Source organism: Variovorax sp. MHTC-1, from assembly GCF_003984645.1.
Lineage (GTDB): Bacteria > Pseudomonadota > Gammaproteobacteria > Burkholderiales > Burkholderiaceae_C > Variovorax.
This window is the reverse complement of the sequence record NZ_RWKI01000007.1, coordinates 109304-134783: the sequence shown is the minus strand read 5'-3', so window position 1 is coordinate 134783 and position 25480 is coordinate 109304. Positions and strand designations below refer to the sequence as shown.

26 protein-coding genes and 1 pseudogene are annotated in these 25480 nt (G+C 66.7%); 13 read left to right on the top strand and 14 right to left on the bottom strand.

The features are described from left to right. Positions 1–42 precede the first annotated feature (42 nt). Positions 43–1767 carry a class I poly(R)-hydroxyalkanoic acid synthase gene (gene phaC, locus EJI01_RS14300; protein ID WP_126837814.1) on the bottom strand — a complete coding sequence of 575 codons (1725 nt, stop codon included), beginning with the start codon at positions 1765–1767 and terminating at the stop codon, positions 43–45. A 112-nt stretch (positions 1768–1879) separates the two neighbouring features. Here phaC and EJI01_RS14295 point away from each other — a divergent pair, with 112 nt between their 5' ends. After that, positions 1880–2176, top strand: coding sequence for a hypothetical protein (locus EJI01_RS14295; RefSeq protein ID WP_126837813.1), 297 nt, complete (start codon positions 1880–1882; stop codon positions 2174–2176). On the opposite strand, the gene pgeF is transcribed toward EJI01_RS14295, so the two are convergent. After that, complete coding sequence (gene pgeF / locus EJI01_RS14290) at positions 2108–2947, bottom strand: peptidoglycan editing factor PgeF (protein ID WP_126837812.1); 840 nt, start codon at positions 2945–2947, stop codon at positions 2108–2110. The genes EJI01_RS14295 and pgeF overlap by 69 nt on opposite strands. Positions 2948–2949: 2 nt before the next feature. Further along, complete coding sequence (maiA, locus tag EJI01_RS14285; RefSeq protein ID WP_126837970.1) at positions 2950–3588, bottom strand: maleylacetoacetate isomerase; 639 nt, start codon at positions 3586–3588, stop codon at positions 2950–2952. Positions 3589–3672: 84 nt separating this feature from the next. Here maiA and EJI01_RS14280 point away from each other — a divergent pair, with 84 nt between their 5' ends. From EJI01_RS14280 to EJI01_RS14260, 5 genes are all read left to right on the top strand, one after another. Further along, positions 3673–4374, top strand: coding sequence for a fumarylacetoacetate hydrolase family protein (locus tag EJI01_RS14280; protein ID WP_126837811.1), 702 nt, complete (start codon positions 3673–3675; stop codon positions 4372–4374). 183 nt (positions 4375–4557) lie between these two features. Next, positions 4558–5109, top strand: coding sequence for an NUDIX hydrolase (locus EJI01_RS14275; protein ID WP_126837810.1), 552 nt, complete (start codon positions 4558–4560; stop codon positions 5107–5109). Then, positions 5106–5576 (top strand): CreA family protein, encoded by a 471-nt coding sequence (locus EJI01_RS14270; protein WP_126837809.1) that lies wholly within the window; start codon positions 5106–5108, stop codon positions 5574–5576. Before EJI01_RS14275 ends, EJI01_RS14270 begins: the two co-directional genes overlap by 4 nt. 74 nt (positions 5577–5650) lie before the next feature. Continuing rightward, positions 5651–7444, top strand: a complete 1794-nt coding sequence (locus EJI01_RS14265) for an ABC transporter ATP-binding protein (RefSeq protein ID WP_126837808.1) — start codon at positions 5651–5653, stop codon at positions 7442–7444. A gap of 62 nt (positions 7445–7506) precedes the next feature. Further along, positions 7507–8022, top strand: a complete 516-nt coding sequence (locus EJI01_RS14260) for a murein hydrolase activator EnvC family protein (RefSeq protein ID WP_126837807.1) — start codon at positions 7507–7509, stop codon at positions 8020–8022. Here the strand turns inward: EJI01_RS14260 and EJI01_RS14255 are convergent. Then, positions 8019–9641, bottom strand: coding sequence for a phospholipase D family protein (locus tag EJI01_RS14255; protein ID WP_126837806.1), 1623 nt, complete (start codon positions 9639–9641; stop codon positions 8019–8021). The two genes, EJI01_RS14260 and EJI01_RS14255, sit on opposite strands and share 4 nt — an antisense overlap. Next, the gene (locus EJI01_RS14250; protein ID WP_126837805.1) at positions 9631–10068 is read right to left on the bottom strand and encodes a DUF1810 domain-containing protein; all 438 of its coding nucleotides are present in this window, start codon (positions 10066–10068) and stop codon (positions 9631–9633) included. Before EJI01_RS14250 ends, EJI01_RS14255 begins: the two co-directional genes overlap by 11 nt. A 79-nt stretch (positions 10069–10147) precedes the next feature. Between EJI01_RS14250 and EJI01_RS14245 the strand changes: the two genes are divergently transcribed. Continuing rightward, the gene (locus EJI01_RS14245) at positions 10148–10459 is read left to right on the top strand and encodes a hypothetical protein (RefSeq protein WP_185878921.1); all 312 of its coding nucleotides are present in this window, start codon (positions 10148–10150) and stop codon (positions 10457–10459) included. On the opposite strand, the gene EJI01_RS14240 is transcribed toward EJI01_RS14245, so the two are convergent. Further along, positions 10434–10994, bottom strand: a complete 561-nt coding sequence (locus EJI01_RS14240) for an NADPH-dependent FMN reductase (RefSeq protein WP_260602458.1) — start codon at positions 10992–10994, stop codon at positions 10434–10436. The genes EJI01_RS14245 and EJI01_RS14240 overlap by 26 nt on opposite strands. 189 nt (positions 10995–11183) lie before the next feature. Here EJI01_RS14240 and EJI01_RS14235 point away from each other — a divergent pair, with 189 nt between their 5' ends. Together EJI01_RS14235 and EJI01_RS14230 are read left to right on the top strand one after the other, a co-directional pair. Continuing rightward, on the top strand, positions 11184–12146 hold the full coding sequence (locus EJI01_RS14235; RefSeq protein WP_221885672.1) for an AraC family transcriptional regulator: 963 nt from the start codon (positions 11184–11186) through the stop codon (positions 12144–12146). A 174-nt stretch (positions 12147–12320) separates the two neighbouring features. Next, entirely contained in the window at positions 12321–12668 is a 348-nt protein-coding gene (locus tag EJI01_RS14230; RefSeq protein WP_126837803.1) for a PRC-barrel domain-containing protein, read from the top strand. On the opposite strand, the gene EJI01_RS28770 is transcribed toward EJI01_RS14230, so the two are convergent. Next, the gene (locus EJI01_RS28770) at positions 12656–13351 is read right to left on the bottom strand and encodes an alpha/beta hydrolase (RefSeq protein WP_185878920.1); all 696 of its coding nucleotides are present in this window, start codon (positions 13349–13351) and stop codon (positions 12656–12658) included. The two genes, EJI01_RS14230 and EJI01_RS28770, sit on opposite strands and share 13 nt — an antisense overlap. A gap of 147 nt (positions 13352–13498) precedes the next feature. Here EJI01_RS28770 and EJI01_RS14220 point away from each other — a divergent pair, with 147 nt between their 5' ends. Continuing rightward, entirely contained in the window at positions 13499–14362 is an 864-nt protein-coding gene (locus EJI01_RS14220) for a DUF2272 domain-containing protein (protein WP_126837802.1), read from the top strand. Position 14363: 1 nt separating this feature from the next. On the opposite strand, the gene EJI01_RS14215 is transcribed toward EJI01_RS14220, so the two are convergent. Continuing rightward, positions 14364–14765, bottom strand: a complete 402-nt coding sequence (locus EJI01_RS14215) for a hypothetical protein (RefSeq protein WP_126837801.1) — start codon at positions 14763–14765, stop codon at positions 14364–14366. A 204-nt stretch (positions 14766–14969) separates the two neighbouring features. Between EJI01_RS14215 and EJI01_RS14210 the strand changes: the two genes are divergently transcribed. Next, a complete protein-coding gene (locus tag EJI01_RS14210; RefSeq protein ID WP_126837800.1) occupies positions 14970–16295 on the top strand; it encodes an NAD(P)/FAD-dependent oxidoreductase in 1326 nt (441 codons plus the stop codon). 20 nt (positions 16296–16315) lie between these two features. Here EJI01_RS14210 and EJI01_RS14205 read toward each other — a convergent pair whose 3' ends face one another. The 4 genes from EJI01_RS14205 to EJI01_RS14190 form a co-directional block, all read right to left on the bottom strand. Continuing rightward, entirely contained in the window at positions 16316–17104 is a 789-nt protein-coding gene (locus EJI01_RS14205; protein ID WP_126837799.1) for a class I SAM-dependent methyltransferase, read from the bottom strand. A gap of 131 nt (positions 17105–17235) precedes the next feature. Next, positions 17236–17592 carry an HU family DNA-binding protein gene (locus EJI01_RS14200; protein WP_126837798.1) on the bottom strand — a complete coding sequence of 119 codons (357 nt, stop codon included), beginning with the start codon at positions 17590–17592 and terminating at the stop codon, positions 17236–17238. 99 nt (positions 17593–17691) lie between these two features. Beyond that, positions 17692–19227 (bottom strand): UxaA family hydrolase, encoded by a 1536-nt coding sequence (locus EJI01_RS14195; protein WP_126837797.1) that lies wholly within the window; start codon positions 19225–19227, stop codon positions 17692–17694. A gap of 4 nt (positions 19228–19231) precedes the next feature. Further along, complete coding sequence (locus EJI01_RS14190; RefSeq protein WP_126837796.1) at positions 19232–20221, bottom strand: Bug family tripartite tricarboxylate transporter substrate binding protein; 990 nt, start codon at positions 20219–20221, stop codon at positions 19232–19234. Between the two features lie 129 nt (positions 20222–20350). Between EJI01_RS14190 and EJI01_RS14185 the strand changes: the two genes are divergently transcribed. Continuing rightward, a complete protein-coding gene (locus EJI01_RS14185) occupies positions 20351–21283 on the top strand; it encodes a LysR substrate-binding domain-containing protein (RefSeq protein ID WP_126837795.1) in 933 nt (310 codons plus the stop codon). Between the two features lie 32 nt (positions 21284–21315). Here EJI01_RS14185 and EJI01_RS29295 read toward each other — a convergent pair whose 3' ends face one another. Both EJI01_RS29295 and EJI01_RS14175 read right to left on the bottom strand, forming a co-directional pair. Continuing rightward, entirely contained in the window at positions 21316–22059 is a 744-nt protein-coding gene (locus tag EJI01_RS29295) for an EAL domain-containing protein (RefSeq protein ID WP_260602463.1), read from the bottom strand. Then, positions 22056–24833: a diguanylate cyclase domain-containing protein gene (locus tag EJI01_RS14175; protein ID WP_126837793.1), complete on the bottom strand. Its 2778-nt coding sequence runs from the start codon at positions 24831–24833 to the stop codon at positions 22056–22058. The genes EJI01_RS29295 and EJI01_RS14175 overlap by 4 nt, the downstream gene beginning before the upstream one ends. Before the next feature lie 523 nt (positions 24834–25356). On the opposite strand from EJI01_RS14175, the pseudogene EJI01_RS29670 reads away from it, so the two are divergent. Next, positions 25357–25464 (top strand): annotated as a pseudogene (locus EJI01_RS29670) (ESPR domain-containing protein); the annotation flags it as partial. Positions 25465–25480 lie beyond the last annotated feature (16 nt).

Here is a 25480-nt window from a genome sequence, read left to right as displayed (position 1 = left end):
GGTGTGCTCTCCGAGGCTTCGATTGAAAAAGGGGATGAAGGGTCAGGCTCGCGCCTTGACGTAGCGGCCCGGCGCGGGCTCGATCGCCTTGTAGGCGCTGCCCTTACCATAGGTCTTGGGGGCAGGGATCTGCTTGCCCGCATGGGTCTTGAGCCAGTTGGACCAGTCGGTCCACCAGCTGCCGGGATGCTCGGTCGCGCCGGCCAGCCATTCGGGCTGGGTCTTCGGCAGCTTGCCGTCGGCACGGATCCAGTGGCTGCGCTTCTTCTTGGCCGGCGGGTTGATCACGCCGGCGATGTGGCCCGAGGCGCCCATCACGAAGCGCTTCTTGCCCGCGAGCACCTGCGTCGAGGCGTACGCGCCGACTATCGGGACGATGTGGTCTTCGCGCGAACCGTAGATGTAGACAGGCGCCTCGATGCGGCCGAGGTCGATCTTCTCGCCGGCCACGGTGAGCGCGCCGGGCCGGGCCAGCTTGTTCTCGTGGTAGGTGTTGCGAAGGTACCAGCAGTACATAGGGCCGGGCAGGTTGGTGGCGTCGCTGTTCCAGTAGAGCAGGTCGAAGGGCGGCGGTGTTTCGCCCTTCAGGTAGTTGCCGACCACGTAGTTCCACACCAGGTCGTTGGGCCTGAGGAAGCTGAAGGTCGATGCGAGTTCGCCGCCCGCCAGCAGGCCGCCCTGGCCCATCTGCATCTCGCGGAACTGGACGAAGGCCTCGTCGATGAAGATGTCGAGCACGCCGGTGTCGACGAAGTCGAGCAAGGTGGTCAGGAGCGTCACCGACGCAGCCGGCTGCTCGCCGCGCGCGGCCAGCACGGCCAGCGCGGTCGAGAGGATGGTGCCGCCGACGCAGAAGCCGAGCGTGTCGATCTGGCCGCCCTTCTTGTTCTGGCCCGTGATCTCGCGCGTCACCTGGATCGCCTTGATCGCGGCATCCTCGATGTACTGGTCCCAGGTGTAGTGGGCCATCGAGGCATCGGGATTGCGCCAGCTCACGACGAACACGCGGTGGCCCTGCTCCACCGCATAGCGGATCAGCGAGTTCTCGGGCTGCAGGTCGAGGATGTAGAACTTGTTGATGCAAGGCGGCACCAGGAGCAGCGGCCGCTCGTAGACCTTAGGCGTCAGCGGCTTGTATTCGAGCAGCTGGAACAGCTCGTTCTCGAACACCACGGCGCCTTCGGTGGTCGCGACGTTGCGGCCGACCTCGAAGGCGCTTTCGTCTGTCATGCTCAGGTGGCCCTGCTGCACATCGTGAAGGAGATTCTTGATGCCGCGGGCGATGCTCTCGCCCTGCGTGTCGAGGGCCTTCTTCAGCGCCTCGGCATTGAACGCGAAGTAGTTGCTGGGCGCCGACGCGGCCGTCCACTGCTCTACTGCGAAGCGAAGGCGGGAGCGGGTTTTCTCGTCGGCCTCGACGGCCTCGGCCATGCCGAGCAGCGTGCGCGTATTGAGCAGGTAGATCGCCGCCGAAAAAGCCGAGAACGGATTGCTGCCCCAGGCCTCGCCGGCAAAGCGCCTGTCGCCGCCGGCGCGCGCCGCAAGGTCCTGGCGCCACAGCTCGGTGGCCTCTTCGACGTACTGCTGCTGCAGCTGCTGCAGTTTCGCGGGGGACAGCGAGAACTTCGGCATCTCCCAAGGGGCGCCGGCTTTGGCGCCGGTGCCGAGCGACTGGAAGGATTCGAGCGCCTTCTCCCACCCTTGGGTCAGCGCCTGCTGAAAGGGCGCGAAACTATCGGCTGCCGTGGCCTGTTGTTCTGGTCTCATGACGTCTCCTGGTTCCTCGCCTGACTCGCCTCATGGCAACGGGTTTTGAGTATGCTGCATTCGCAGGGGCCCGACCAGCAAGCCCCGCTATACCTACCTGAAAACATCGTCTATGCACCTCGTCGTCATCGCCTGGCTGTATGTCGCCCTGATGATGGCGGTCGCAGAGGCCACCAACACCACCGGCACGGTGCTCGGCGCGGTCTTCACCTTTCTACTCTACGGCTTGGCGCCGGTGGCACTGGTGGTTTACCTGATGACCACGCCGGCACGGCGGCGCGCGCTGCGCGAACGCGAAGCGGCCGAACGCGAAGCCGCGATGCGGGCCGGCGCAAGCGCTTCAGTCGCGCCAGATGCAGGCAGCGAAACGCCCGCTGACGCGGTCCCGCCGGTGCGAGAAAAAGAGTAACGGGTTGTGCACCGTGCACCAGGCTTCGCTGCCGTCGTTGCCGTGAAGCTGCGTCACGCCGGCCGCACGCAGGCGCTGGCGAGCCAGGCCAGGCAGGTCGGCCAGCCATTTGCCGGCTTGCGCAGCGGGCTTGAAGCATCGAGCAGCCTCGGGGGCCTCGGGGGTGTCGGCCTCGAAGGCTGCCTTCACCTCGTCGCCGACCTCGAAGGCATCGGGCCCGATGCAGGGTCCGAGCCAGGCCATGAGGCGGCCGTCGGCGCCGAAGCCCTGCACCGTCTGTTCGAGCACGCCGGCCGCGAGGCCGCGCCAGCCCGCATGCGCGGCCGCGACGCGCCGGCCTTCTTCGTCGGTGAACAGCACCGGCAGGCAATCGGCGACCATGATCGTGCAGGCCACGCCGCTGGCCGTGGTGGTGCAGGCGTCGGCGGCCTCGCCGTCCGGCGTGGACGCATCGAGCGGCAGCAACCGGATGCCGTGCACCTGCTGCAGAAACACGGGCCGTGCGCCGATGGCTTGGCGAAGAAGCGCGCGATTGGCGGCCACATCGGCTGGTGCATCGCCGACATGGCCGCCGAGGTTCAGGCCCTGGTAACTGCCCTCGGACACTCCGCCTCGGCGCGTGGTGCACAGCGCATGCACCCCAGCCGGCGCGGGCCAGTCGGGGACCAGCCAGTCGGAGATGACGGCCGCCGCCGGGCCGCTCCAAGGCGGCCGCGCCTCCCCCTCGGGGGATGGCGAAGCACACGCAGTGGCGAACCGGGGGGCAGACATTCCTACGCTTCGGCGTCGGGACAGCGCGAGGGCTGCGCGCGCTGGAAGGCATCGAGCTGCATGCAGGCCTCGAAGGCCGCCATGGTGCGCGGCAGGCCGCTGAAATCGCAGTCGAAGCGCTGGCCGTTGAAGACCTGCGGCACCAGGCAGCAGTCGGCCAGGGTGGGCGCGTCGCCCCAGCAATAGAGGCTGGCGGGATGCTGGGCAAGCTGGCGTTCGAAGGCCAGCATGCCTTCGCGCACCCAGTGGCGATACCACGCGTTCTTGGCCGCCTCGTCGAGCTTGAGTTCGCGCACCAGGTACTTGAGCACGCGCAGGTTGTTGAGCGGATGGATCTCGCAGGCGATCGACTGCGCCAGCGCCCGCACACGCGCGCGGCCCACCGGATCGTGCGGCAGCAGCGCCGGCTCGGGATGCACTTCGTCCAGGTATTCGATGATCGCCATCGACTGCGTGAAGCGCTCGCCGTCGTCCTCGAGCAGCGGCACCAGCATGTCGGGCGAGATGGCGGAGAACGAGCCGGTCTTGTGCTCGCCGCGCGCGATGTGCACCGGGATGTAGTCGTAGTCCAGGCCCTTGAGGTTGAGCGCGATGCGCACCCGGAACGAAGCCGAGGAGCGGAAGTAGTTGTGGAGCTTCATCATGGTGTGAAGCATAGCCCCGGCCGGACAGCACGCCCAGCCCTCTGGCACACTGCCGTTTTCGCTGAAAAGGACGATCTTCCGATGGCTTCCGAGTACGTTTTCACGCCGCCGCCGCTGGCCTCGATTCCCGTGGTCGGCCAGGCCGCCCGCTTCCCCGTGCACCGCATCTACTGCGTGGGCCGCAACTACGAAGAGCATGCGAAGGAAATGGGCTTCACCGGCCGCGAGCCGCCCTTCTTCTTCATGAAGCCGGCCGATGCCGTGGTGGTGGTCCCTGCCGGCGAGACCGGCACCATGGCCTACCCCTCCCTCACCAAGAACCTGCATCACGAGATCGAGCTCGTGGCGGCCATCGGCACTGGCGGCAAGAACATCCTGGCCGCCGATGCCCACAAGCACATCTTCGGCTATGCGGTCGGCCTGGACATGACGCGCCGCGACCTGCAGGGCGAGATGAAGAAGCAGGGCCGCCCCTGGGACATCGGCAAGAGCTTCGAGCAGAGCGCACCCATCGGCCCGATCGTCCCGGTGGCGCAGGCCGGCGATGTCGAGAAGGCCGAGATCTCGGTACAAGTCGGAGGCAAGGACCGCCAGCGCAGCAACGTGAGCAAGCTGATCTGGAGCATCGGCGAGACCATCGAGCACCTGTCGGCCGCCTGGGAGCTCGCGCCCGGCGACCTGATCTTCACCGGCACGCCCGAAGGCGTGGCCGCGGTGGTGGCCGGCGACACGATGGTCGGCGAGATCACGGGCTTGCCGACCCTGACCGTCAAGGTAGTCTGATCGTGAGCCCCCACGCTCGTCGCTTCGTGTACTCGCTGCCCCCCGAGGGGGCGCAGCCCGCCCTTGGGGCGGCCCGGCGCGCGGGTTCAATGGGCCCCCACGCTCATCACTTCGTGTATTCGCTGCCCCCCGAGGGGGCGCAGCCCGCCCTTGGGGCGGCCCGGCGCGCAGGCTGATCCGCCCATGCTCCTGCGCGTCCCCATCAAGCACTGCAAGAACTGCGGGACCGCGGTGGTCTACCGCCTGCCCGACGACGGCGACACCAAGGAGCGCGCCATCTGTCCGGCCTGCCATACGGTCCACTACGAGAACCCGCTGAACGTGGTCGGCACCATCCCCGTGCTGGGCGAACGCGTGCTGCTGTGCAAGCGCAACATCGAGCCGCGCTGGGGCAAGTGGACGCTGCCGGCCGGCTTCATGGAACTCGGAGAAACCACCGAGCAGGGCGCGGCGCGCGAGACCGACGAGGAAGCCGGCGCCGAGTACGAAATGGAGGGCCTGTTCGCGGTGATGAGCGTGGTGCGCGTGGGGCAGGTGCATCTTTTCTATCGCGCGCGGCTCCTGAGCGACCGCTTCGATCCGGGCCACGAAACTCTCGAGGCCAGGCTCTTCACCGAGGAACAAATCCCCTGGGAGGAGATCGCCTTCCGCACCGTTCGCGCGGCGCTGGAACACTACTTCGAAGACCGCCGGCGCGGCAGTTTCGACCGCGTCCACACGCTCGACATCGTATGAAGAAATATTCTCTCGCCCTGTCGTGCTGTGCCGCGCTGGCCGCGAGCGCGCAGGCCGAACCGGTCGGCGAAGTCGACACCGCCTTCAAGCTGATCGGGCCGGACCACAAGATCGTCGTCGAGGCCTACGACGACCCCAAGGTCAGCGGCGTGACCTGCTATGTCTCGCGCGCCAAGACCGGCGGGATCTCGGGCGCCTTCGGACTGGCCGAGGACAAGGCCGAGGCTTCCATCGCCTGCCGCCAGGTCGGTCCGGTGCGCGTGACGCAGCCGCTGGCCAAGCGCGAAGAGGTGTACAGCGAACGGCTGTCGATCCTGTTCAAGCGGCTGCGCGTGGTGCGCATGGTCGATCCGGCGCGCAACACGCTGGTCTATCTCACCTATTCCGACCTGCTGATCGACGGTTCGCCGAAGAACAGCGTGACCGCGGTTGCGATCGACCGGGGCACGCCGATCCCGCTCAAGTAAGAGCCGCCGCCTCGCATGAGCCGCCGGGCCGTTCCCAAGGCGAATACCGCAGCGCGCAGCGCGGAGCTCACTCAATGAGCGCTGCCGCTGCGCCCGGCCATGCGATGGGCGCCATGGGCGAGCTCTACGGCGCGCTGTGGCGCCACGCCGAGGGCAAGCGCGGGCAACTGCTCGGCGCGACCGCGCTGCTCGCCGGCTCCCAGCTGCTGCGGCTCACGATGCCGTGGCTCGCGGCGCAGGCCATCAATGCGCTGCAGACCGGCGACATCGCGCGCTCCGGCCGCTGGATCGCGGCGCTGGCGGCGATCTACCTGCTGTCGTGGGTGGTCCATGGACCGGGACGCATCCTCGAGCGCAACGTCGGCCTGCGGGTGCGCGAGGCGCTGGCCGATACGCTCTACGCGCGCATCGCCGCCGCGCCGCTCGCCTGGCACGACGGCCACCATTCGGGCGAGCTGCAGCATCGCGTGCACCAGGCGAGCCGCGCCTTGTCGGACTTCGCGCAGAACCAGTTCATCTACCTCACGAACATCGTCAACTTCATCGGGCCCTTGATCGCGCTCACGCTGCTGTCGCGCACCAGCGGCGCGATGGCGATCGCCGGCTACGTGGTGATCGCGATCGTGATCGTGCGCTTCGATCGCGCGCTGATGCGGCTGGCCCGAGTCGAGAACGACGCCGACCGCCGCTATGTCGCCGCGCTGCTCGACTTCCTGGCCAATGCCTCGACCGTGATCGGCCTGCGGCTCTCGGCCGCCTCGCGCCTGTTGCTGCGTCAGCGCATGGCGGCGATCTCGGCCCCGCTCAAGCGCACGGTGGTGCTCAACGAGGGCAAGTGGTGCTCTGTCGACGTGATGGGGCTGGCGCTGACCTGGGGCCTGGTCGTGGTCTACGTCTGGCAGTCGCGCACGCCGGGCCAGGCCGTGATGCTGGGCGCGGTGTTCATGATCTACCAGTACGCGCAGCAGGCCGCGGGCGTCGTGAGTTCGATGGCGGCCAACTTCAGCTTCTTCGCGCGCATGCACACCGACTACGGCAGCGCGGCGCCGATCTGGCAGGCGCCGTCGCGCGCGGACGACCTGGCGCAGGAGCGCATCGATCGCGATGCGGCCTGGCGCACGCTGCAGGTCGAGAACCTGGTTTGGAACTACCGGCCGCGCGGTAACGAAGCGGTCACGGAGCATGTGCCGAGCGGGCTGCACGAAGTCGCGCTCACGCTGCAGCGCGGCCAGCGCATCGCGCTCGTGGGCCCGAGCGGCGGCGGCAAGAGCACGCTGCTGCGCGTGCTGGCCGGGCTGTACGCGCCGCAGGGCGGCACGCTGGCGATCGACGGCGAGCCCACGCCATGGCCGCGGCTGCGCCGCATCGCGACCCTGATCCCACAGGAGACCGAGGTGTTCGAAGCCAGCGTGCGCGAGAACCTGGGCTTCGGCCAGCCGCTCGACGACGACGCGATCCGCGCCGCGCTGCACGCCAGCACCTTCGACGAAGTGCTCGCGGCCACGCGCGGCGATCTGGACACGTCGCTGTCCGAGCGCGGCTTCAATCTCTCGGGCGGGCAACGGCAACGCCTGTGCCTTGCGCGCGGCGTGCTGGCCGCGAAAGGCAGCTCGCTGCTGCTGCTCGACGAGCCGACCAGCGCGCTGGATGCCGCCACCGAAGGCCGCGTGCTGGAGCGCATCGCGGCGGCTTTTCCTGGTGCTTGCGTGATCGCATCGGTCCATCGGCTGAGCCTGCTCGAGCGCTTCGATACCGTCGTGCTGATGGAAGCCGGCCGCATCCTCGATGCCGGCGCGCGCGCCGCGGTGCTGGCCCGCCAGCCTTCGCTCCAGGCCGCGGCCGCACCCTCGCCCCGCTCGCCATGCTAAAAACGCGCCTCGGCCCGGCCTCTGGCGGAACCCTCGGCGCCGAATCAGTTCCAAGAAGCGCAATGCAATCCAAGACACTCGCTCTCCGCGCCGGCCTCGCCGCCCTCGCAGCCGCCGGCCTTGCGGCCTGTTCGACCACGCCGCTGCCCCCGCAGCGTCCCGGCCAGGCCACCGTCGTTCCCAGCAATCCGACGCCGCAGCTCCAGGCCGCCTTCATCCGCCCGGCCGCAGGCCCGACGCTCTCGCGCTTCGACGGCAAGCGCAACAAGGGGCTGGACATCGCGGGCAGCCTGGGCGATGCAGTGCTCGCCTCGGCCGACGGCCGCGTCGTCTATGTCGGCGGCGAACTGCGCGGCTACGGCAACATGGTGATCGTGAAGCACAACGAGACCTACCTCACCGCCTACGCGCATGCGCAGCACATCCTGGTGAAAGAGAGGGACGTGGTGCGCCAGGGCCAGAAGATCGCCGAGATGGGCATGAGCGGCGCCGACCGCGTGAAGCTGCATTTCGAGATCCGCAAGCAGGGCGTGGCGGTCGATCCCGAGCCCTACCTCAGCGGCCGCGCGATGCCCTAGAGCAGGCTCTCCGGCACCAGCGGCGCGAAGAACTCCAGTTTCAGGCGCGAGCCGAAGTCGGTTTCGGGCTCCTCGTGCAGCACGAGGTCGGGGCCGCCGTCTTCCGCCGGGCTCACCCATTCGATGTTTCCCTTCGGATCCATGCGAACGCGGTAGGCCGCATCCATGGTGATGAAGCCGATCAGGCTGGTCAGCTGCGCAGCGACCTGCGGGCTGTAGATGAAAAGTCCCAGCTCGGTGTTGTGCAGATCGGAGCGCGGGTCGAAATTGAGCGAGCCGAGGAACACCGCCTTGCCGTCGACCACCGCCGACTTGCCGTGCAGGCGCCCGGCGGCCGAGCCGAAGACGCCGAAGCGCTTGGTCTTCTCGACGCGCTTCGGGCTCAGTTCGAAGAGCTCCACGCCGAGCTTCACCAGTTCGGGCCGGTAGCGGCGGTAGCCCAGGTGCACCAGCGATTCGTCGGTGGCCGCGAGCGAGTTGGTCACGAGCGTGAAGCGCACGCCGCGCTCGCGCAGCCGGCGCACCGACTCCATGCCGCCGCGGCCCGGGATCAGGTAGGGCGTGGTAATCAGCGCTTCGCGCTCGGCCGAACGGACCATCCGGCGCACGTTGTAGAGCACGCCCTCGGGCGCATCGGCCGTCACGCGCGGCCGGTCCTCTTTCGGGCCCAGCGCCTTGTGCGGCGCGTCCGCGTAGGCTTCGGCCCGCGCCCAGATCAGCGAGAGCTCGCCTTCGTCGAGGTCTTCCCCCAGCGCGCGGTAGCCCAGCAGGTCGCGCTCGATCGGCGCCGAGGGCATCCAGATGGCCGCATCCCAGGTCAGCTCTTCGAAGCGCTCGCGCAGTTGCCGCAGCGAGCCGCCGACGGCGGCCAGCGACTGGACGGGATACACGTAAGGGCTGTTCCAGTAGACGTCGAACAGCGAGGAGAGCCTCGGCACCACCGCGCCCGTCACCAGCGTGTCGATGTCGATGAAGTTCGACCCGGCGTCGCGCAGGAAGTATTCGTTGGCGATGTTGCGCCCGCCGACAACCGCCATCGCGTTGTCGGCGACGAAGAGCTTGTTGTGCATCCGGCGATGAATGCGGTCGATGTCGAACAGCGAGGCCGCGAGCCGCGTGGCGAGACGGTCGCGGCCCGCCGGGAAGGGGTTGAACAGGCGCACCTCCACGTTCGCATGGGCGCCTAGGCCGGCCAGCAGCTCGTCGGCGCCGGCGGTGTAGAGGTCGTCGATGAGAACGCGCACACGCACGCCGCGCTCGGCCGCATCGCGCAGGGTACGCAGCAGGTAGCGGCCGGTCTCGTCGTTCTGCACCAGGTAGTATTGGATGTCGATGCTGCGCTGCGCCCGGCGCGCGAGCTCGAGGCGCGCGTGCATCGAATACGCAGGCATCGGCAGCAGCCGGAAGCCGCTCAGCTGCACGTCGGGCGCGCCCTTGGTGGCCATGCGCGCGAGCGGCGTGTCCGCCGTATCGGCCAGGGTGAAGGACGGCGGACGCTCGACGATCGCCGGCAGTCCGGCGCAGCCCGTGACGAGAAGCGCGAGCGCGAGCCAAACCAGCCACGCACCCGCCCTGCCCCAGCCGCCCCGCGCCCGCCGCATCGAAGGATCAGCCGCCATGGCCGCTCTCGATCAGGGACAAGGTTCCCTGATCGGACCGGCCACCGAAATACTTGTGCAGGCAGTCGCGGAACACCGCCTGCGACGGGTCGGCCTGGAGAAACAGCGTCATCGACGACCAGAACTTGAGATCGTCCGGCGCGCCGAAGATTTCGCCGATCATGCGCCCCTGAACGGCCAGCACCAGCGCGCCGCATTCGCGCAGGCGCGGCCCGAGCAGCGGATGCGCGAGGTAGGCGCGCGCTTCGTCCAGCGATGCGATCGCGTAGTGCCGAGCCATCTCGCTGCGGCCGAGGCCAGCGAGCTGCGGAAAGACGAACCACATCCAGTGGCTGCGTTTCCGGCCGTTGCGCAGCTCATCGCGGACGCGGTCGATCACGGCGTCCTGGGCGTCGACGAAGCGTTGCAGATCGAAGGGGTCGTTCATCGGCAAGAGGGACTTCTCTGTAGGCGCATTCTTTCTCCCGGTCGCGAAGTATGCCGTGAGGCATTTCGTTTGCAACGACATGAAATCCATGCACACGAAAAAAGAGAGCCCAGAGACTTTCATGTACTGCGAAGCCATCCATTGCACCGAGACGAAAACCGTCCGGTTCGCCATCTATCCCGACGGCCTCGACGGCCCCCGCATCATTGCCCATATCTCCGAAGCCGCATTGCGCGGCCTGTCCCCAACCCACGACGGCGACCTGACCGAAACCTGCGAGAACTACTTCGACTGCATCGAGGCCAAGGCCGTTGAGCGCTACCGGGCCGCGCCCTCCGCACCCATCGTGCTGGACGCGACCGACATTAGCTCATGCGCTTTACTGCACTGACCCACTTGTCGAAGGCGCGCATCTGGTCGCCGACGAACTTGCGGGTGGTCTCGTCGGTGCACTGGCCGGCGGCGTCGAACTTGGCGCCCGCGCCGCCGATGAACACCTCGGGCTTCGCCAGCACCATGGCATTCATGAACAGCATCACGCGGCGCAGGTCGTACTGAACGCGCGCGCCACCGACCGGGCCGGGCGAGGCGGAAAGAATGGCCACCGGCTTGTTCGCGAAGGGCTGGTCCTCGCCGCGGCTCACCCAGTCGAGCACGTTCTTGAACACGCCCGGGATCGAGAAGTTGTATTCGGGCGTGGCGATGAGCACGCCGTCGGCGCGGCGGATGCGCTCGCGCAGCGCCAGCACGGCCGGCGGCAGGCCCTTGGCCAATACGTCGCCGTCGAAAGGCGGGATCTCGCGCCATTCGACGGCTTCCATTCGCATGCCGTCCGGCATCAGCGATGCAGCCAGGTTCAGCGCCATCCGGTTGACGGAGTCGGCGCGCAGGCTGCCGCAGAGGCCGACGATGTCCAATGAGCTCACGATACTTTTTCCTGTGGGTTGCGGAAGCCGGATTTGAACAGCGAAACCATCTTCATGCAGTCCGCTCGGGATTCGGGACGAAGCCGAGCAGAAGCAGGCCTCGCCGCTTGCAGGATCGCCGCAAGTTCTTGCCCGATCGTCCAGACGCGGCCGGCCGCGCGAGACAAATCCAACGGGCTTGCCTAAGCTATGGACATGAGCACCGTCTCCACTGCCGCCACCGCCCGCGAACGTCCGGACCAGCAGCTGCAGCTGGTCCTGCGGCGCGCCGAACTCGCCGCGCTGATCGAGCGCTTCGCCGTCGCCGAGGGCACGAACCCCACTGCCGTTCCCGGCCTGGCGGTGTTCCGATCCACGCGCGTCGGCGAGCCGCTCCACGGCGCTTACGACCCCGCCTTCTGCCTCATTGCGCAAGGGAGCAAGCGCGTCATGCTCGGCGACGAGCTGTTCGTCTACGACTCGTCCAGCCATCTCGTGGTGTCGCAGAACCTCCCGGTGACCGGCCAGGTCATCGATGCGACCCCCGAAGCGCCCTACCTGGCCCTGCGCCTCGACATCGATCCCACGGCGATCGCGACGATGATGCTGGAGGCGGACCACGTCAAGCCGCCGAAGGCAGCGGCGCGAGGCATCTTCACCGGCGAGACCTCCATCGAACTGCTGGACGCAGTGATGCGCCTGATCCGCCTGCTCGACACCCGCGAGGACGTCCCTGCCCTCGCGCCGCTGGTCATCCGGGAGATCTACTACCGCCTGCTGAAGGCCGAGAACGGCTGGCGGCTCGGCCAGCTGGCGGTCGCGGGCAGCCATAGCCAGCGGATCTGCCGCGCCATCGCCTGGCTGCGGGAACACAGCACCGCTCCGCTGAAGCTGGAGGACATGGCGCGGGCCGCGCACATGAGCGTGTCGTCCCTGCACCACCACTTCAAGGCCGTGACCGCGATGAGTCCGCTGCAATACCAGAAGCAGCTGCGCCTGCAGGAAGCGCGCCGCCTGCTCTTCAGCGACGTGGTGGACGCGGCGGAGGCCGGCTACAAGGTCGGCTACGAAAGCCCTTCGCAGTTCAGCCGCGAGTACAGCCGGATGTTCGGCGCCCCGCCGGCACGCGACGTGCGGCGTTTCAGGCAGGGGGAGCTGGGCGGCAGGCTTTGAAATCCGCCGGTGCGCCCGGGTGCGTCCGGCCCGCTCCGCGAGGATCCACCTACAGGAACACGGCCACCGGGCTGATCCAGTAGCGTCATCGAGCACGCGATACCTGTTGTGCTGGGCTTTGGAAGCGTTGACCGGCATACCCAGCCGTGCCGGTCGATTTCCCGGAGCATTTGCATGACCACCACCACTTCGATCCATGACGTGATCTCTTCGGAACGCGTCGAAGGCACCAGCGTCTATAACGCGGGCGGCGACAAGCTCGGCACGATCGACGATCTCATGATCGACAAGATATCCGGCCAGGTCCGCTATGCGGTGATGGAGTTCGGCGGCTTCCTGGGAATCGGCACCGACCGCTACCCGATTCCCTGGGACATGCTGAAGTACGACACGTCGCAGGACGGCTACGTCGTCCCGTTGGACAAGGCGAAGCTCGAAGGAGCGCCGCGCTATGCGACCGACGACGTACCCGACTACGACGAGGCCTACAACAGCAGCGTGAACAAGTACTACGGCTTCTGAACCCCGGAGGCCCGCCCTGCCAGCCATCCGACCAGACGCAGAAGGAAGTCGCGTTCCCAGTCGGGATGCGACAAGGCGTGGTCGGCGCCTTCGAGCACTTCGGCATCGACCGACCGGGCCTGCTCGAAGGCCGACAGGTAGTTCTCGATGACCGGGTGCGGCACGGTGTCGTCGTGCCCGGATTCGATGACCAGCACTTCGCCCTGGAAGGCGGCGCAGGCCGCCAGCGCCCGGTTGTCCACCGGGCGCAGCCTCAGGAGGCGATAGACCGACAGGTCCTGCTTGTCGAGCTGCTCCTTGGGTAGCGTCCAGTCCTCGTCTCGGTAGAGCGCCGGCGCGCGCAGCACCAGCCGGCGTACAGGACGCATCGCGCTCGCGAAAGCCGCGAGGTAGCCGCCATAGCTGACGCCGACGAGGATGATCGCATCCTGAACCACGGCCGGTTCGCGCGCGAGCGCGTCGTAGGCGCGCACCACGTCCTCGAGGTTGTCTGCGCGTGTCACCGTCTCCCGCTCCGCGGCGGACCACGATGGATTCGGCAGATCGACCGTGCGGCAGATCCAGCCCCGGCTCGAAAGCTCGCGCGCCAGCCTTCGGTACTGCCCGCGGCCATCGTCCCAGCCGGGTACCAGCAACACGCCAGGCCGTGGGGCGGGAGCTGCGGAGGCGTCGTGGCTGCTCATGCCGCGAAAATCCCATCCTCTCGTTCCCTGCGCAGTCAGCGCCGAGCCTTTTCGGATGCCCGCCGATCTCGAGCTGCTTGTCAGCCATTTGCGACTGGCTACACCCGCGGCTTCGTGGTCAACTCGTCTGGCCACAAGGAGCTTCAGATGCAGAAACTCGTCAACGTCGAAACGATCAACGTGCGGTCCGAGGCCAGGGCCGAGCCCGACACGCTGATCGGTCCCGTCTTCCTCGGGCAGGCCGTCGATGACCTGGAAGACGGACCGGAGGGTTGGCATCACGTCCGCACCGCGGTCGATGGGAAGTCGACCGAGGGCTTCATCAAGGCCGCATTGCCGATCACCAAATTCGACTGGCAGCCGCCCGAGCAACCCACCTTGCGCGACCCGGGCTCTCCGGCGCGGGAGGCGCTCGTTGCCGCCGCCGTCGAGCAATGGCTGCGCTTCGACAGAGGCGGCGGCAAGGAGGCGAAGGCGCCCTTCAGCGGCTTCATCGGCGAGATGTGGAAAGCGTTCGGCAAGCCGCTCACCGGCAAGGCCGCCATGCAGCCCTGGTCGGCGGTGGCGATCTCGCTGATGGTGAGGACCGCGGCCAGCGAGTTCGACGAATACAAGTCCTTCCACGAGTCGATCGGCCATGCTGCGTACATGTGGGATGCGATCAAGAAGAACGCGAGCGGCGACCTGACCGCGCCCTTCTGGGGCGTTCGGCTCGACAAGGCCAAGCCCCAGGCGGGCGACATCATCGGAAGCTGGCGCGAGAAGCCGGCGAGCTACGACGAATACCTCAATGCCTCGAACAATCCCGAGTTGCCGAGCCATTGCGACATCGTCGTGGCCGTCGGGCCCGAGGTCGCGTGGGCGATCGGTGGGAATGTGCAGAACTCGGTGTTCGCAACCGGCTATCAGCTGGGCCCGGATGGCACGCTGCTGAGGAATCCGCGGATCACCGCGGACGGCAAGCTCGTCGGCGAGGCGATCGTGCTGCTGGACAACAGGGTCAGCTCGTAACCTACTTGATCGAGCGGCCGCCTCGCGCGAGCGAAAGAAGCAGCGTCATGAGCACTGCGCCGGTTGCCGCCGCGGCAAGCGATGCGCGGACCGGTTCTTCCGCGATGTAGTGCAGGCAGCTGTCCTTGGCGTGGGTGACCTGGCCCTTGAAGTCCCGGATCTTCCGGCCGGTCGAATTCACGGCGTTCCGGGCATAGGCGCGGCCGGTGAGGGCCGTGTCCTTGGCGATCTCCTTGGCGTCTTCCTCGGCGTCTTCGACGTTCGAACGAATTGAAGGAATGGCGTCCCTGGCAATGCGACCGCTTTCTCGCGCGTACCCTTGCGCGGCTTCAAGCGCCTCTTGCGCAGTTCGCTCGGCCTCATCGGCGAGCCCCGAGGAAGTCCTGACGTTGTCGGTTGCCATTTCATGCTCCTGATGTTGCTGGCGGCACGGCGCCGCGCTGAGGCGCCAATTTCAGTTCGGGGCGCAATCGACGGTGTGGGCGCGAGGCGAAGTCTCGCGTAGGGAAAATGCGGTGAAGCTTCGTCGCATCAAGGTCGGTGCATGCCGAGGGCGGCACAATGCGGGGCCTCGACAATGCGCGATCCCGAAGGAGAAACCGACCCCATGCAGACAGTTCAGGAATGCGATGTGCTCGTCGTCGGCGGAGGACCTGCGGGCTCGACCATCGCGGCGCTGCTCGCGCGCGAAGGGCGGCGCGTGGTTCTGCTCGAGAAGGAACATCACCCGCGCTTCCACATCGGCGAATCGCTGCTGCCGGGCAATGTGGAACTGTTCGACAAGCTCGGCGTGCGCGAGGAGGTCGAGAAAATCGGCATGCCGAAGTTCGGCATCGAGTTCGTGTCGCCGGACCTCGACTACTGCAGCTATGTCGACTTTTCCGAAGGCTGGGATCCGTCCAAGGACTCGGCCTGGCAGGTTCGCCGTTCGGAGCTCGACGAGCTGCTGTTTCGCAACGCCGCCAAGGTGGGCGCGCTGGCCATCGAAGGCGCGAAGGTGTGCGAAGTCGATTTCGACGACACCGGCGCGACGGTGCAGGCGCTGCTCGGCGACGGCGCCAGGCGCACATGGCGGGCGCGCTTCGTCGTCGATGCCAGCGGCCGCGACACGGTCCTGGCCAACAAGTTCAAGTGCAAGAAGAAGAACCCGGACCACAACAGCACCGCGCTCTTCGGCCACTTTCGCGGCGCGCGGCGGCTTACGGGCAAGCGCGAGGGCAACATCAGCATCTGCTGGTTCGAGCACGGCTGGTTCTGGTTCATTCCGCTGGCCGACGGCACGACCAGCGTCGGCGCCGTCTGCTGGGCCTACTACCTGAAGGCGCGCGACAAGCCGCTGAAGGACTATTTCTTCGACACCATCGCGATGTGCCCGGAGCTGCACGACCGCCTGAAGGATGCATCGCTCGTCGACGACAAGGTCCATGCCACGGGCAACTTCGCGTACTCCAGCACGCATGCCACCGGCGATGGCTACCTGATGGTGGGCGATGCCTACACCTTCATCGACCCGATGTTCTCGTCGGGCGTGTTCCTCGCGATGCAGAGCGCCTTCGACGGCGCGCGGCTGGTGCGGATGGCGCTCGACCGGCCGGCCGAACTGCCGGCGGCCAGGGCGGCACTGGAGAAGCGCATGCGCGTGGGGCCGCGCGACTACTCGTGGTTCATCTACCGCGTCACGAACCCGATGATCCGCGACATGTTCATGCACCCGCAGAACATCTTCAAGGTGAAGCAGGGCCTGATGTCCCTGCTGGCTGCCGACATCCACCACGGGCGGGCCTACCGCCGCTCGTTGTTGATGTTCAAGGTGGTCTACTACTTCGTGTCCCTGCTCAACTGGCGCCGCACCTATGCCGGCTGGAAGCGCCATCGCTTCAACATTCGCGACATGGGCCCGCTGCGCGGCGAGACCATCCTGAAAGCGGACTGAGCGCCCGCATCCCCGCACTGCTACTTGAGCGGCCCGGATGACTCGGGCTTGACGGCGCTGTACTCGGAAAAGATGCCGAGCTCCGTATGCCGCCGCACCGCCTCGAAACCGGCCGCCTCGAGTGCCGCGATGATCTGGGCCGGTGCGATGCAGGCTTCGATCGTGTCCCAGTAGTAGCGCCACAGTTCGGACGTTGAACGTTCGCGCGCAACGATGCGTGCGATGACGGGAACGAGGATTCGCATGTATGCCTTGAGCAGCGCGTTGCCGATTCGGCTTTCGGGCCGGCTGATCTCGAGCACCAGCAATTTGCCGCCGGGGCGCAGCACCCGATGGAACTCTGCAAAGGCCTTGCCGACATCGGACACATGCCTGAACGCATATCCCAGGCTGAGGAAATCGGCCTCGCCGTCGGCGCACGGCAGCTCCTCCGCTCGCCCGACCCTGAGCTGGATCCCGCGCAACGCGACCTGTTTCAGCATGCCGGGACTCGGATCGATGCCGACAAGGCTTCCTGCCGCGCCGATCCGGGCACACGCCTCGCGTGCCAGCAAGCCGGTTCCGATGCCGACGTCGACGACCTTGTCGCCTGGGGCCAGGCCGGCGCGCTGCAGCGCCATCCTCCGGTATGCGGGTCCGGTGCCCATCGCCAGGACACGCTCGATGCGGTCATAGTCGCTCGCCGTTTCGTCGAAGATGCGGCGCAGGAAGCGCTGATGCTCGACCTCGTCCCGGTAATACGCCGGCAAGGGGCTGTGGGGCAATTGCACGGGGCCGACGGCCGGGTCGGATTCTGGGGCGGTGTTCATTCCCCATCATAGGCACACCCTCCTTCAATCCGTCCTGGATGAAACCAGGTGCCTATGGCTTTGCGACGCGGGCGGCGCAGCGCCTCGGTCAACGCATCCACGATCTCGCGTTGACGGCGCCGCTGCGCAGCCTACTTCTTGGCCTTCTTCGCCGGCGCAGCCTTCTTGGCGGCAGGCTTGGCAGCTGCCTTCTCGGCCTTGCGCTTTGCAGCCTTGGGGTCGATGGCCGCCTTGAACGCTGCACCCGGAACGAACTTCGGCACCTTCTGCGCTGCGATCTTGATCTTGGCGCCGGCTTGAGGATTGAAGCCCGTGCGTGCGGCGCGTGCCACCTGCTTGAAGGTTCCGAAGCCGATGAGCTGGACCGGGTCGCCCTTCTTCACTGCAGCGACGATGGAGCCGGTGACCGTTTCCAGAATGCGGGCGGCTTCAGCCTTGCTGACCTTGTGTGCGGTGGCGATCTTTTCGACCAGTTCGATACGGTTCACTTGAATTTTTCCTTGGGTTGATTTCGCCATGTTGCCGATGGCGGCGCAGCGATCGATACGTGCTGCAAGCGGCGCGGAGTGTAGCGCAGCGCCTGCGCGTCAGCTCACGATGCCCAAATGCCAAGGCACGAACTCATGGTCGCCCAGGCCCAGCAGCTCGCTCTTGGTCGGCTCGCCGGAAGCGGAACGCAAGATGTGCTCGAAGATGCGCCGGCCCATCTGCTGGACGTCCAGCTCGCCGTCGAGCACCAGGCCGCAATTGATGTCCATGTCCTCCTCGAGGCGCGTGTACATCGGCGTGTTGCTGGCGAGCTTGATCGTCGGCGCCGGCTTGGAGCCGAACATCGAGCCGCGCCCTGTCGTGAAGCAGATGAGGTTGGCGCCGCTCGCGATCTGTCCCGTCGAGGCCACCGGGTCGTAGCCCGGCGAATCCATGAAAACGAAGCCGGCCGTGTCGATGGGCTCGGCGTATTCGTAGACCGCCTGCAGCGGCGTGGTGCCGCCCTTCATGGCCGAGCCGAGCGACTTCTCGAAGATGTTGGCCAGGCCACCGGCCTGGTTGCCGGGGCCGACCACGCCGTTGAACTGGCCGTTGTGGCCGCGCGTGTACGCCTCCCACCAGGCCAGGCGATCGAGGAGCTTCTGCCCCACCTCGGGACTCACGGCGCGGCGCGTGAGCATGTACTCGACGCCATGGATCTCCGGCGTTTCCGACAGGATCGCGGTGCCGCCGTGGCGCACCAGGATGTCCATGGCCGCGCCGAGGGCCGGATTGGCGGTGATGCCCGAGAAGCCGTCGGAGCCGCCGCATTCGAGGCCGATCTTCAGGTGGCTCGCGCTCACCGGCTGGCGCTTCACCGCGTTGGCCGCCGGCAGCATGGCTTCGATCGCCGCGATGCCGGCCGCAATGGTGGCGCGCGTGCCGCCGGTGTCCTGCATCACCAGCGTGCGCATGTTCGATCCCGGCGCGAGGCCTTGCGATGCGACCAGATCAGCGACCTGGTTGCGCTCGCAGCCCAGCCCGACGATCAGCACGCCTGCCAGGTTGGGGTGGCGCGCGTAGCCGGCGATCGTGCGCCGCAGCACGTCGAAGTGCTCGCTCGGCGAGGACATGCCGCAGCCGCTGGTCTGCGCGAACGCAGCGACGCCGTCGACATTCGGAAACGCGGCCAGGCGCTCGGGCGTGAAGTGGGCGGCGATGTGCTTGATGACGGTCGCCGAGCAGTTGACCGACGCCAGGATGCCGATGAAGTTGCGCGTCGCCACGCGTCCGTCGGGCCGCACGATGCCCATGAAGGTGGCGCGCTCCGCCTCGGGCACGTAGTCGATCGGGCGCACGTCCTCGCAGAAGCCGGGGTCGCGGTCGAAGTCGATCAACGCCAGGTTGTGCGAGTGCACATGCTCGCCGGCCTCGATGTCGCGCATGGCAGCGCCGATCACCGTGTCGTACTTCTTCACCCGCTCGCCGGCGGCGATGCGCTGCGCGGCGATCTTGTGGCCGGCCGGCACCTGTGCGCGCATGCGCAAGCCCAGCCCGGGCAGCTCCTGCCCCAGCGCGATCGGCGCGCGCGCGATCAGCACGTTGTCGTTGGCATGCAGCCGGATCAGCGGCGACGCGGGCGGGATGCTTGTCATGCGTTCAGCCCTTGGCCATCAACTCTTTGAGCTTCAAGCGCTCGATCAGCTCGGTTTCCTTGCGGTACGTGGCGGCGACGTACTTCTCGTAGTCGGGCCCGTCCAGGTACATCAGCGGCGCATCGATCCTGCCGCAGGCTGCGATGAACTCGGCACTGGCGGCGGCGGCCTTGAACGCTTCGCGCAGGCGCCGCTCGACGGCAGGCTCCAGGCCCTTGGGCGCGCCGACGCCGTTGGGCGCATCGACCACGACGTCGAAGCCCTGCTCCCTGAGCGTCGGCACATCGGGGAAATCCTGCGTGCGCTTCTCGCCCCAGGTGGCCAGCAGGCGAAGCTTGCCGGCCTTCACGTGCGGCGCCCAGGAGCTGGAGTCGGCCAGCGCATCGATCTGGCCGCCGAGCAGGTCCTGCAGCGCCGGCGCCCCGCCCTTGTACGGGATGTGGTTGAACTGCACGCCGGCGGCGAGCGCGAACTCTTCCATGCCGACATGCGTGGCACCGCCGATGCCGGCGCTGCCGTAGGTCAGCTTGCCCGGATGGGCCTTGGCCGCGGCGGCGAATTCCTTGAGCGTCTTCCAGGGCGCATCGGGGCGCACCGCGATGCCGAAGGTCTGGCCCGAGGTGCGTGCAATGAAGCTCAGGTCCTTCAGCGGATCGAGCTGCACCGTGCCGAGTTGGGAGAAGCGCGTCACCGAGATCGGGACCTGGCCGATCGTGTAGCCGTCGGGCTTGGCGCCGGCCAGGGCCTTCATGCCCAGCATGCCGGAGGCGCCGGCCCGGTTGTCGACCACGACGGGCTGCCCGAGCTGCCTTGCCGCCGCAACGCAGAGCGCGCGCATCGTCACGTCGGCCGTGCCGCCGGGCGGCCAGGGACAGATGAAGGTGATCGGCCGCTCGGGGTAGCCGGCCGCAAGGGCGGCGCGCGGGAACGTGGAAAGAGCGGCGGCGGAAGCACCGAGGCTGCCGAGGACGAACTGGCGGCGAGTGGAAGCCATCTTGTCTCCTGATCTTGTCGTGGGGAAGCGTGCGAAGGGGCGGTAACTCGCTGCATTGTTGAGGGACCGATCATTACAATCCAATGAAGTTATGGACTGTCTTCTTAACCAATTCGGCATGTATCGATCGTGAGCGACATCGACCGCGTGCTGCGCTCCAACCTCAAGCTGAAGCACCTTCAGCTGCTGATCGCACTCGATCAGTTCCGCCACCTCGGCCGGGCCGCGGAGTTCCTCTCGCTCACGCAGCCGGCTGTTTCCAAGACGCTGGCCGAGATCGAGCGCATGTTCGGCCTCGATCTGTTCGTGCGCTCGACGCGCGGCACCGAGCCGACGCCGTACGGCGACTCGGTCGTCCGCTTTGCGCGCTCCGTGCTGGCCGACTACGGCCGCACGCGCGACGAGATCGCCGCGGTGGCCAGCGGGGCCGCCGGTCGCGTCAGCGTGGGTGCGATGGTGGTGGCCACGCCGGGGCTGCTGTCGCGCGCGGTCGAACTGCTGAAGGCACGTTCCGCGCAGACCACGGTCGCCATCGAGGAAGGCGATCTCACCCGGCTTTTGCCGCGCCTGCGGGTGGGTGAACTGGACCTGTTCGTCGGCCGCCTCGAGCCCGGCTACGCGGCGCCCGACCTCGAAACCGAGCGGCTGTACGACGAGCCGATGAGCATCATCGGCCGGCCGGACCACCCGCTGGCGCACAAGCCCAGGCCGACCTGGGAGGACCTCGCAGCCTTGCCCTGGGTGGTGCCGCCTCCGTGGGCTTCATCGCGCATCAAGCTCAATCAGATGTTCTACAAGCACGGGCTCAATCCGCCGGTGGATCTGATCGAGTCCGCGTCCTTTCTGGTGACGCTCACCTTCGTGCGCGAACGCGCGGCGATCGCCTTCGTCGCGCGAACCGTCGCGCGATTCCTGGAGCGCGAGGGCCTTGCCAAGACGCTGCGCGTCAAGGTGCCGATCGAATTGCCGCCGGTGGGCATCATCACGATGCGAAGCCGGATGCGGACACCGGCCTGTGAACAGCTCATCGGCTGTCTCAGGCGCGCGTCGAAGTCGAGGTAATGGAGCCGCGTCGCATGGCCGTCGCGTGAATGTCAGGCCGCATCCCAGGCAACCTCCGGCAGCACGGCGGTGCCGGGGCGTGCGAACAAGAAGCCCTGGAACAGGCGCACGCCGAGCCGGCGAAGCACATCCACCTCTTCCGGAGCTTCCACGCCTTCTGCAATCACCTGGATGCGAAGCTCGTCGCATATCGCGACGAAGCCCTTCACGATCGTGAAGCGCACGGCACTCAGATGGATGTCGCGAACGAAGCTCACATCGAGCTTGACGACGTCCGGCTGAAAAGCAGCCAGCAGTTCGAATCCTGCATAGGCAGCGCCGAAGTCGTCGATGGCGGAGGTGAATCCGAAGCGCTGGAAGCTGCGGAAGGTCGCGGCCAGCGCCGGGAGGTCGGCGACGGGTTCGCCTTCGGTGAGTTCGAACATCAGGCGATCGACGGGAAAGCCGACTCGCTCGGCGGTGCGAATCGCGGTATGGAAACATTCCGCCGGTCCCGCAATGTCGTTGGGGGCCACGTTGAGGCTGAGCCTGGATCGCATGCCGAGCATCGATGCCATCTCGATCGACTTCACGCGGCATGCCTCGTGGAAGGCAAAGCGATGATGCGCTTGCACCTTGCCGAGCACCTCGTACGCCCCTTCACCGTGAAGGCCTCGAACGAGCGCCTCGTGCGCGAATACTTCCCGCAGTTCGAGGTCCACGATCGGCTGGAACGCGATCGTGAAGTCCGGGCCGATGACGGAAGCGACGGCGTCGCTGATGTGTTCGGATTTCACCGGGCAAGGGACTCTTGGCGCGACCACGAGGAGTCGCGCTGGGTTTCGGATCTCGAAGCAGCCATCGTGAATCGGTTTCTTCCGTCTTTCTTTGCCGCGTACAGGGCGGAGTCGGCGCATGCCAGCAAGGAAGCGAAATCGTCCTCGCCTTCTTCCGAGAGCACGATGCCGATGCTGGTCGTGACCTGCAATGTGCGGCTGGAGAGAACGAAGGCCGGACGCATGGCGGCCAGCACCTTGGCGGCAACCAGCTGCGCCTCGTCGGCGCCGGCAATTCCTTCGAGCAGGATCACGAATTCGTCGCCGGCATAGCGCGCCGCCATATCCGTCTCGCGCACGCTCTCCTTGAGCCGGCGGCCGAATTCCTTGAGCACTCCGTCGCCCGCTGCATGGCCCAGCGAATCGTTGATCGACTTGAAGTAGTCGATGTCCAGGAACATGAGACAGATCGGAATGCCAGACCGCCGGGACCTTGCCATCGCCTCGCGCACGTGCTCTTCGAACGAGCGGCGGTTCGGCAAGCCGGTGAGCGCGTCTTCGCGCGCGAGGGTGTCCAGCTGCATCTGCTTCTGCTTCAGGTCGCTGACGTCGTTCGCCAGGATGTACAGGCCGACGACCTCGCCCTCTGCATTCCTCTGCGGCAGGTAGGTCGTCTGCAGGGTTCGCTCGCCGACCAGCAGCTTGGCCGTCTGCTCGAAGGAGACCTCCTCCCCGGCGAAGGCCCGCGCCAGCAGCGGCTTGCGCATCTCGTAATGGGCATCGCCGACGGCCTCGCGGATGGGCCGGTTCATGATCGAAGCCGGCGGTATGCCGAGCCAGCTCTGGTAGCGGCCATTGCAGAAGACCACCCGTTCGTCCAGGTCCAGCTCGGTCAGAAGCGCCGGCACGTTGTCGGTCAAGCCGCGCAGGCGCTGCTCGCTCTCGGCGCTGCGGATCTCGGCTCGCTTGCGCTCGGTCACGTCGAAAGTCATCGCGTAGAAGCCCTGCACCACGCCTGCCGCATCGCGGTCGGGAATGTAGTGGGACTGGAACCAGTTCTGGCTGACCCCGCGCGTGCTGTAGCCCGTCTTCTCGAAGGTCACCGCTTCCCCGGCCAGCACGCGGCGCACATAGGGCTCGACGATCTTGAAGTCTTCGATGCCGCGCACGTCGGCCATGAGCCGGCCCACCAGTTCGGCGTTGTCGTGCAGCGCGCGCACGTGTGCATTGACGAAGGTGTAGTGCAGCGAAGCGTCGACGTGCGACACCAGTGCCGGCAGGTTGTCCGTGATGGTGCGGATGCGGGCCTCGCCCGCGGCGCGCTCGCGCTCGGCCACCTTCTGGCGCGTGATGTCGAAGGTCATCACGTAGTAGCCGACCACCTCGCCGCCTTGGCGGATGTCGGGCACCAGGTGGCACTCGAAGAAGGCCTCTCTCCCGTTGCGCTCGTAGGTGCCCACGTAGCGCGTCGCCGTGCCCGTCAATACCTTGGCCACCTCTGGAACGAGTTGCCGGTAGACCGCGTCGGGCAGCGACTCCTTCATCGTGAAGGTGCCGAGTTCGGCCTGCGTCCTGCCCCGCACGGCGAGCCCGGCCTTGTTGCCGAAAAGGCAGCGCTGGTCGCGATCGAAGTAGCCGACCACGGCCGGCAGGTTGTCGGTCACGTCGCGCAGGAATCTTTCGCTCGATTGCAGCCGCTCCTGCGAGGTCTGGCGCTCAAGCATCAGTGCATCGAAGGTGCGCGAAAGATCGCCGATCTCGTCCCCTGGCGGAAGCTCCTTCATGGGAACGTAGTTCGAGGCTGTGCGCGAGACCTTCATGTGCTCGTGCAGCCGCGATAAGGGCGCGAGCTGCGAGCGCATGACCGCGAACGCGAGCCCGCCCACCAGCACCGCGAGAAGCAAGGCGCCGGCCCACGTGTAGCGCTCGATGTCCTCCACCTGGGCAAAGGCCTCGTCCCGCGGGTAGATGCATCCGAGCACCCAGTTGGTTTGCCCGAGGCGCTTGAAGGCGTAGAGCCCGCGCAGGCCGGTACGGTCGGTCGCCTCCATCGTGCCCTCGAATCCGGCCAGGGCGCGCTCCGTCGCGGGATTGCGCCCATCCGCGGCGTCGGCGCGCTGCAGGATCCGGGACTTGTCGGGGTGGTCGACCACGATGCCGTCGGTGTTCGTGATGAACATGTACCCGGTTTGGCCGAACTTGACGTTGGCCAGTTCGCCGAGGAAGTTCTGCTCGCCGAGGTTGACGGCTCCGGAGATGACGTAGACCACCTCGCCTCGCGTGTCGAACACCGGCTCGGTCATGGCGACCTGCGCCTGGCCGTTCAAGCGATTGCGGTAGGGCTGGGAGATGACACCCGCCTTGGTGGCCACCGTCTGCCGGAAGTATTCGCGGTCCTTGATGTTGATGCTCGCCTGCGGCGGGCCGTTGATGCCCGCCACGATGTCGCCGTTCAGGTCCACGAAGGCGATATTGGCGAACGCCTCCTTCAGCGACTTGTGCTGCTTGACGAAGGCCTGCAGCAGCGCTGTGTCCGACAGGTGATGCGCCTCCACGCTGTCGCCGAAGGTCCTGAGCAAGGTGCGCCGGCTCAGGAACTTCTGGTCCACCGCCTCTGCGATGGCGGAGATCCGCTCGAACTCTTCGTTCGCGATGGCCGCCTGCATGTTGCGCTTGACGAAATGGAGCGCGGCAGTGGTGACCCCCAGCGCGATCAGCAGAACGATCGCGACCATGCCGACGGACAGCCGGGCGCGCAGCCCGAGGCGAGGAAGGCGAAGAACTGGAAGGCGCATCGGTGAAGCTTTGGCAGGAACAGCTGCAGCTCGAAACCGCAGACCAGAAGCATCGCTTTGTACTTGGCCACCGGGTCAAGCCGTGCCGGAGCATACCGAGTGAAGGTCTTCGGACATGCACGGGTGGGCTGCCGCAAGCGGGCCTTGCGTGATGAAGTTGCGATGTCCGGGACTCAGTGGGCTACCTGTTCCATGGCAGCGCAAAAAAATGCCCGCCCCATGTAGCCATTAATTCCCATGTGAATTGGGTTGCCCATTGCGGACCCCTTGCGCTGGATGTGGGAAATAAAGCACATAGCCCTGCCAGCAGTCTTAGGGATCCATAAAACGTTGCCATTACAAATAGTCAAATGGCCTTAAGCATTTCCCACTACAACAACTACCAAAATTGAGTAGCGAATGTCAAACATTGACAAATTCGCAGCCGGCGCTGTTGTCGCATTTCCATTTCTCTTAACATTCCAGCGAAGTAAATCGTTGCTTCTGTAACATTTAATAATATTGTTTTACCTGTCGAGGTGTCATGAACCAGAGCTATTTCACTGTTTGGAACGAATCCATCGGCGCCTGGGTCGCTGCGCCCGAAACCACTCGCGCGCGCGGCAAGCGCGGCAGCAGCCGCGTGGCAGTTGCCGCTGCAGGTGGCG

Bases quoted from the DNA above. Each gene is read 5' to 3' on its own strand.
- EJI01_RS14195 (WP_126837797.1), bottom strand. From the start codon at position 19,227: ATGACAAGCATCCCGCCCGCGTCGCCGCTGATCCGGCTGCATGCCAAC.
- EJI01_RS14190 (WP_126837796.1), bottom strand. From the start codon at position 20,221: ATGGCTTCCACTCGCCGCCAGTTCGTCCTCGGCAGCCTCGGTGCTTCC.
- EJI01_RS14230 (WP_126837803.1), top strand. From the start codon at position 12,321: ATGACCACCACCACTTCGATCCATGACGTGATCTCTTCGGAACGCGTC.
- EJI01_RS14295 (WP_126837813.1), top strand. From the start codon at position 1,880: ATGCACCTCGTCGTCATCGCCTGGCTGTATGTCGCCCTGATGATGGCG.
- EJI01_RS14280 (WP_126837811.1), top strand. From the start codon at position 3,673: ATGGCTTCCGAGTACGTTTTCACGCCGCCGCCGCTGGCCTCGATTCCC.
- EJI01_RS14275 (WP_126837810.1), top strand. From the start codon at position 4,558: ATGCTCCTGCGCGTCCCCATCAAGCACTGCAAGAACTGCGGGACCGCG.
- EJI01_RS14235 (WP_221885672.1), top strand. From the start codon at position 11,184: ATGGACATGAGCACCGTCTCCACTGCCGCCACCGCCCGCGAACGTCCG.
- EJI01_RS14220 (WP_126837802.1), top strand. From the start codon at position 13,499: ATGCAGAAACTCGTCAACGTCGAAACGATCAACGTGCGGTCCGAGGCC.
- EJI01_RS14250 (WP_126837805.1), bottom strand. From the start codon at position 10,068: ATGAACGACCCCTTCGATCTGCAACGCTTCGTCGACGCCCAGGACGCC.
- EJI01_RS28770 (WP_185878920.1), bottom strand. From the start codon at position 13,351: ATGAGCAGCCACGACGCCTCCGCAGCTCCCGCCCCACGGCCTGGCGTG.
- EJI01_RS14260 (WP_126837807.1), top strand. From the start codon at position 7,507: ATGCAATCCAAGACACTCGCTCTCCGCGCCGGCCTCGCCGCCCTCGCA.
- EJI01_RS14175 (WP_126837793.1), bottom strand. From the start codon at position 24,833: ATGCGCCTTCCAGTTCTTCGCCTTCCTCGCCTCGGGCTGCGCGCCCGG.
- EJI01_RS14245 (WP_185878921.1), top strand. From the start codon at position 10,148: ATGAAATCCATGCACACGAAAAAAGAGAGCCCAGAGACTTTCATGTAC.
- EJI01_RS14270 (WP_126837809.1), top strand. From the start codon at position 5,106: ATGAAGAAATATTCTCTCGCCCTGTCGTGCTGTGCCGCGCTGGCCGCG.
- phaC (WP_126837814.1), bottom strand. From the start codon at position 1,767: ATGAGACCAGAACAACAGGCCACGGCAGCCGATAGTTTCGCGCCCTTT.
- EJI01_RS14210 (WP_126837800.1), top strand. From the start codon at position 14,970: ATGCAGACAGTTCAGGAATGCGATGTGCTCGTCGTCGGCGGAGGACCT.
- EJI01_RS14255 (WP_126837806.1), bottom strand. From the start codon at position 9,641: ATGGCGGCTGATCCTTCGATGCGGCGGGCGCGGGGCGGCTGGGGCAGG.
- pgeF (WP_126837812.1), bottom strand. From the start codon at position 2,947: ATGTCTGCCCCCCGGTTCGCCACTGCGTGTGCTTCGCCATCCCCCGAG.
- EJI01_RS14205 (WP_126837799.1), bottom strand. From the start codon at position 17,104: ATGAACACCGCCCCAGAATCCGACCCGGCCGTCGGCCCCGTGCAATTG.
- EJI01_RS14265 (WP_126837808.1), top strand. From the start codon at position 5,651: ATGAGCGCTGCCGCTGCGCCCGGCCATGCGATGGGCGCCATGGGCGAG.
- maiA (WP_126837970.1), bottom strand. From the start codon at position 3,588: ATGAAGCTCCACAACTACTTCCGCTCCTCGGCTTCGTTCCGGGTGCGC.
- EJI01_RS14215 (WP_126837801.1), bottom strand. From the start codon at position 14,765: ATGGCAACCGACAACGTCAGGACTTCCTCGGGGCTCGCCGATGAGGCC.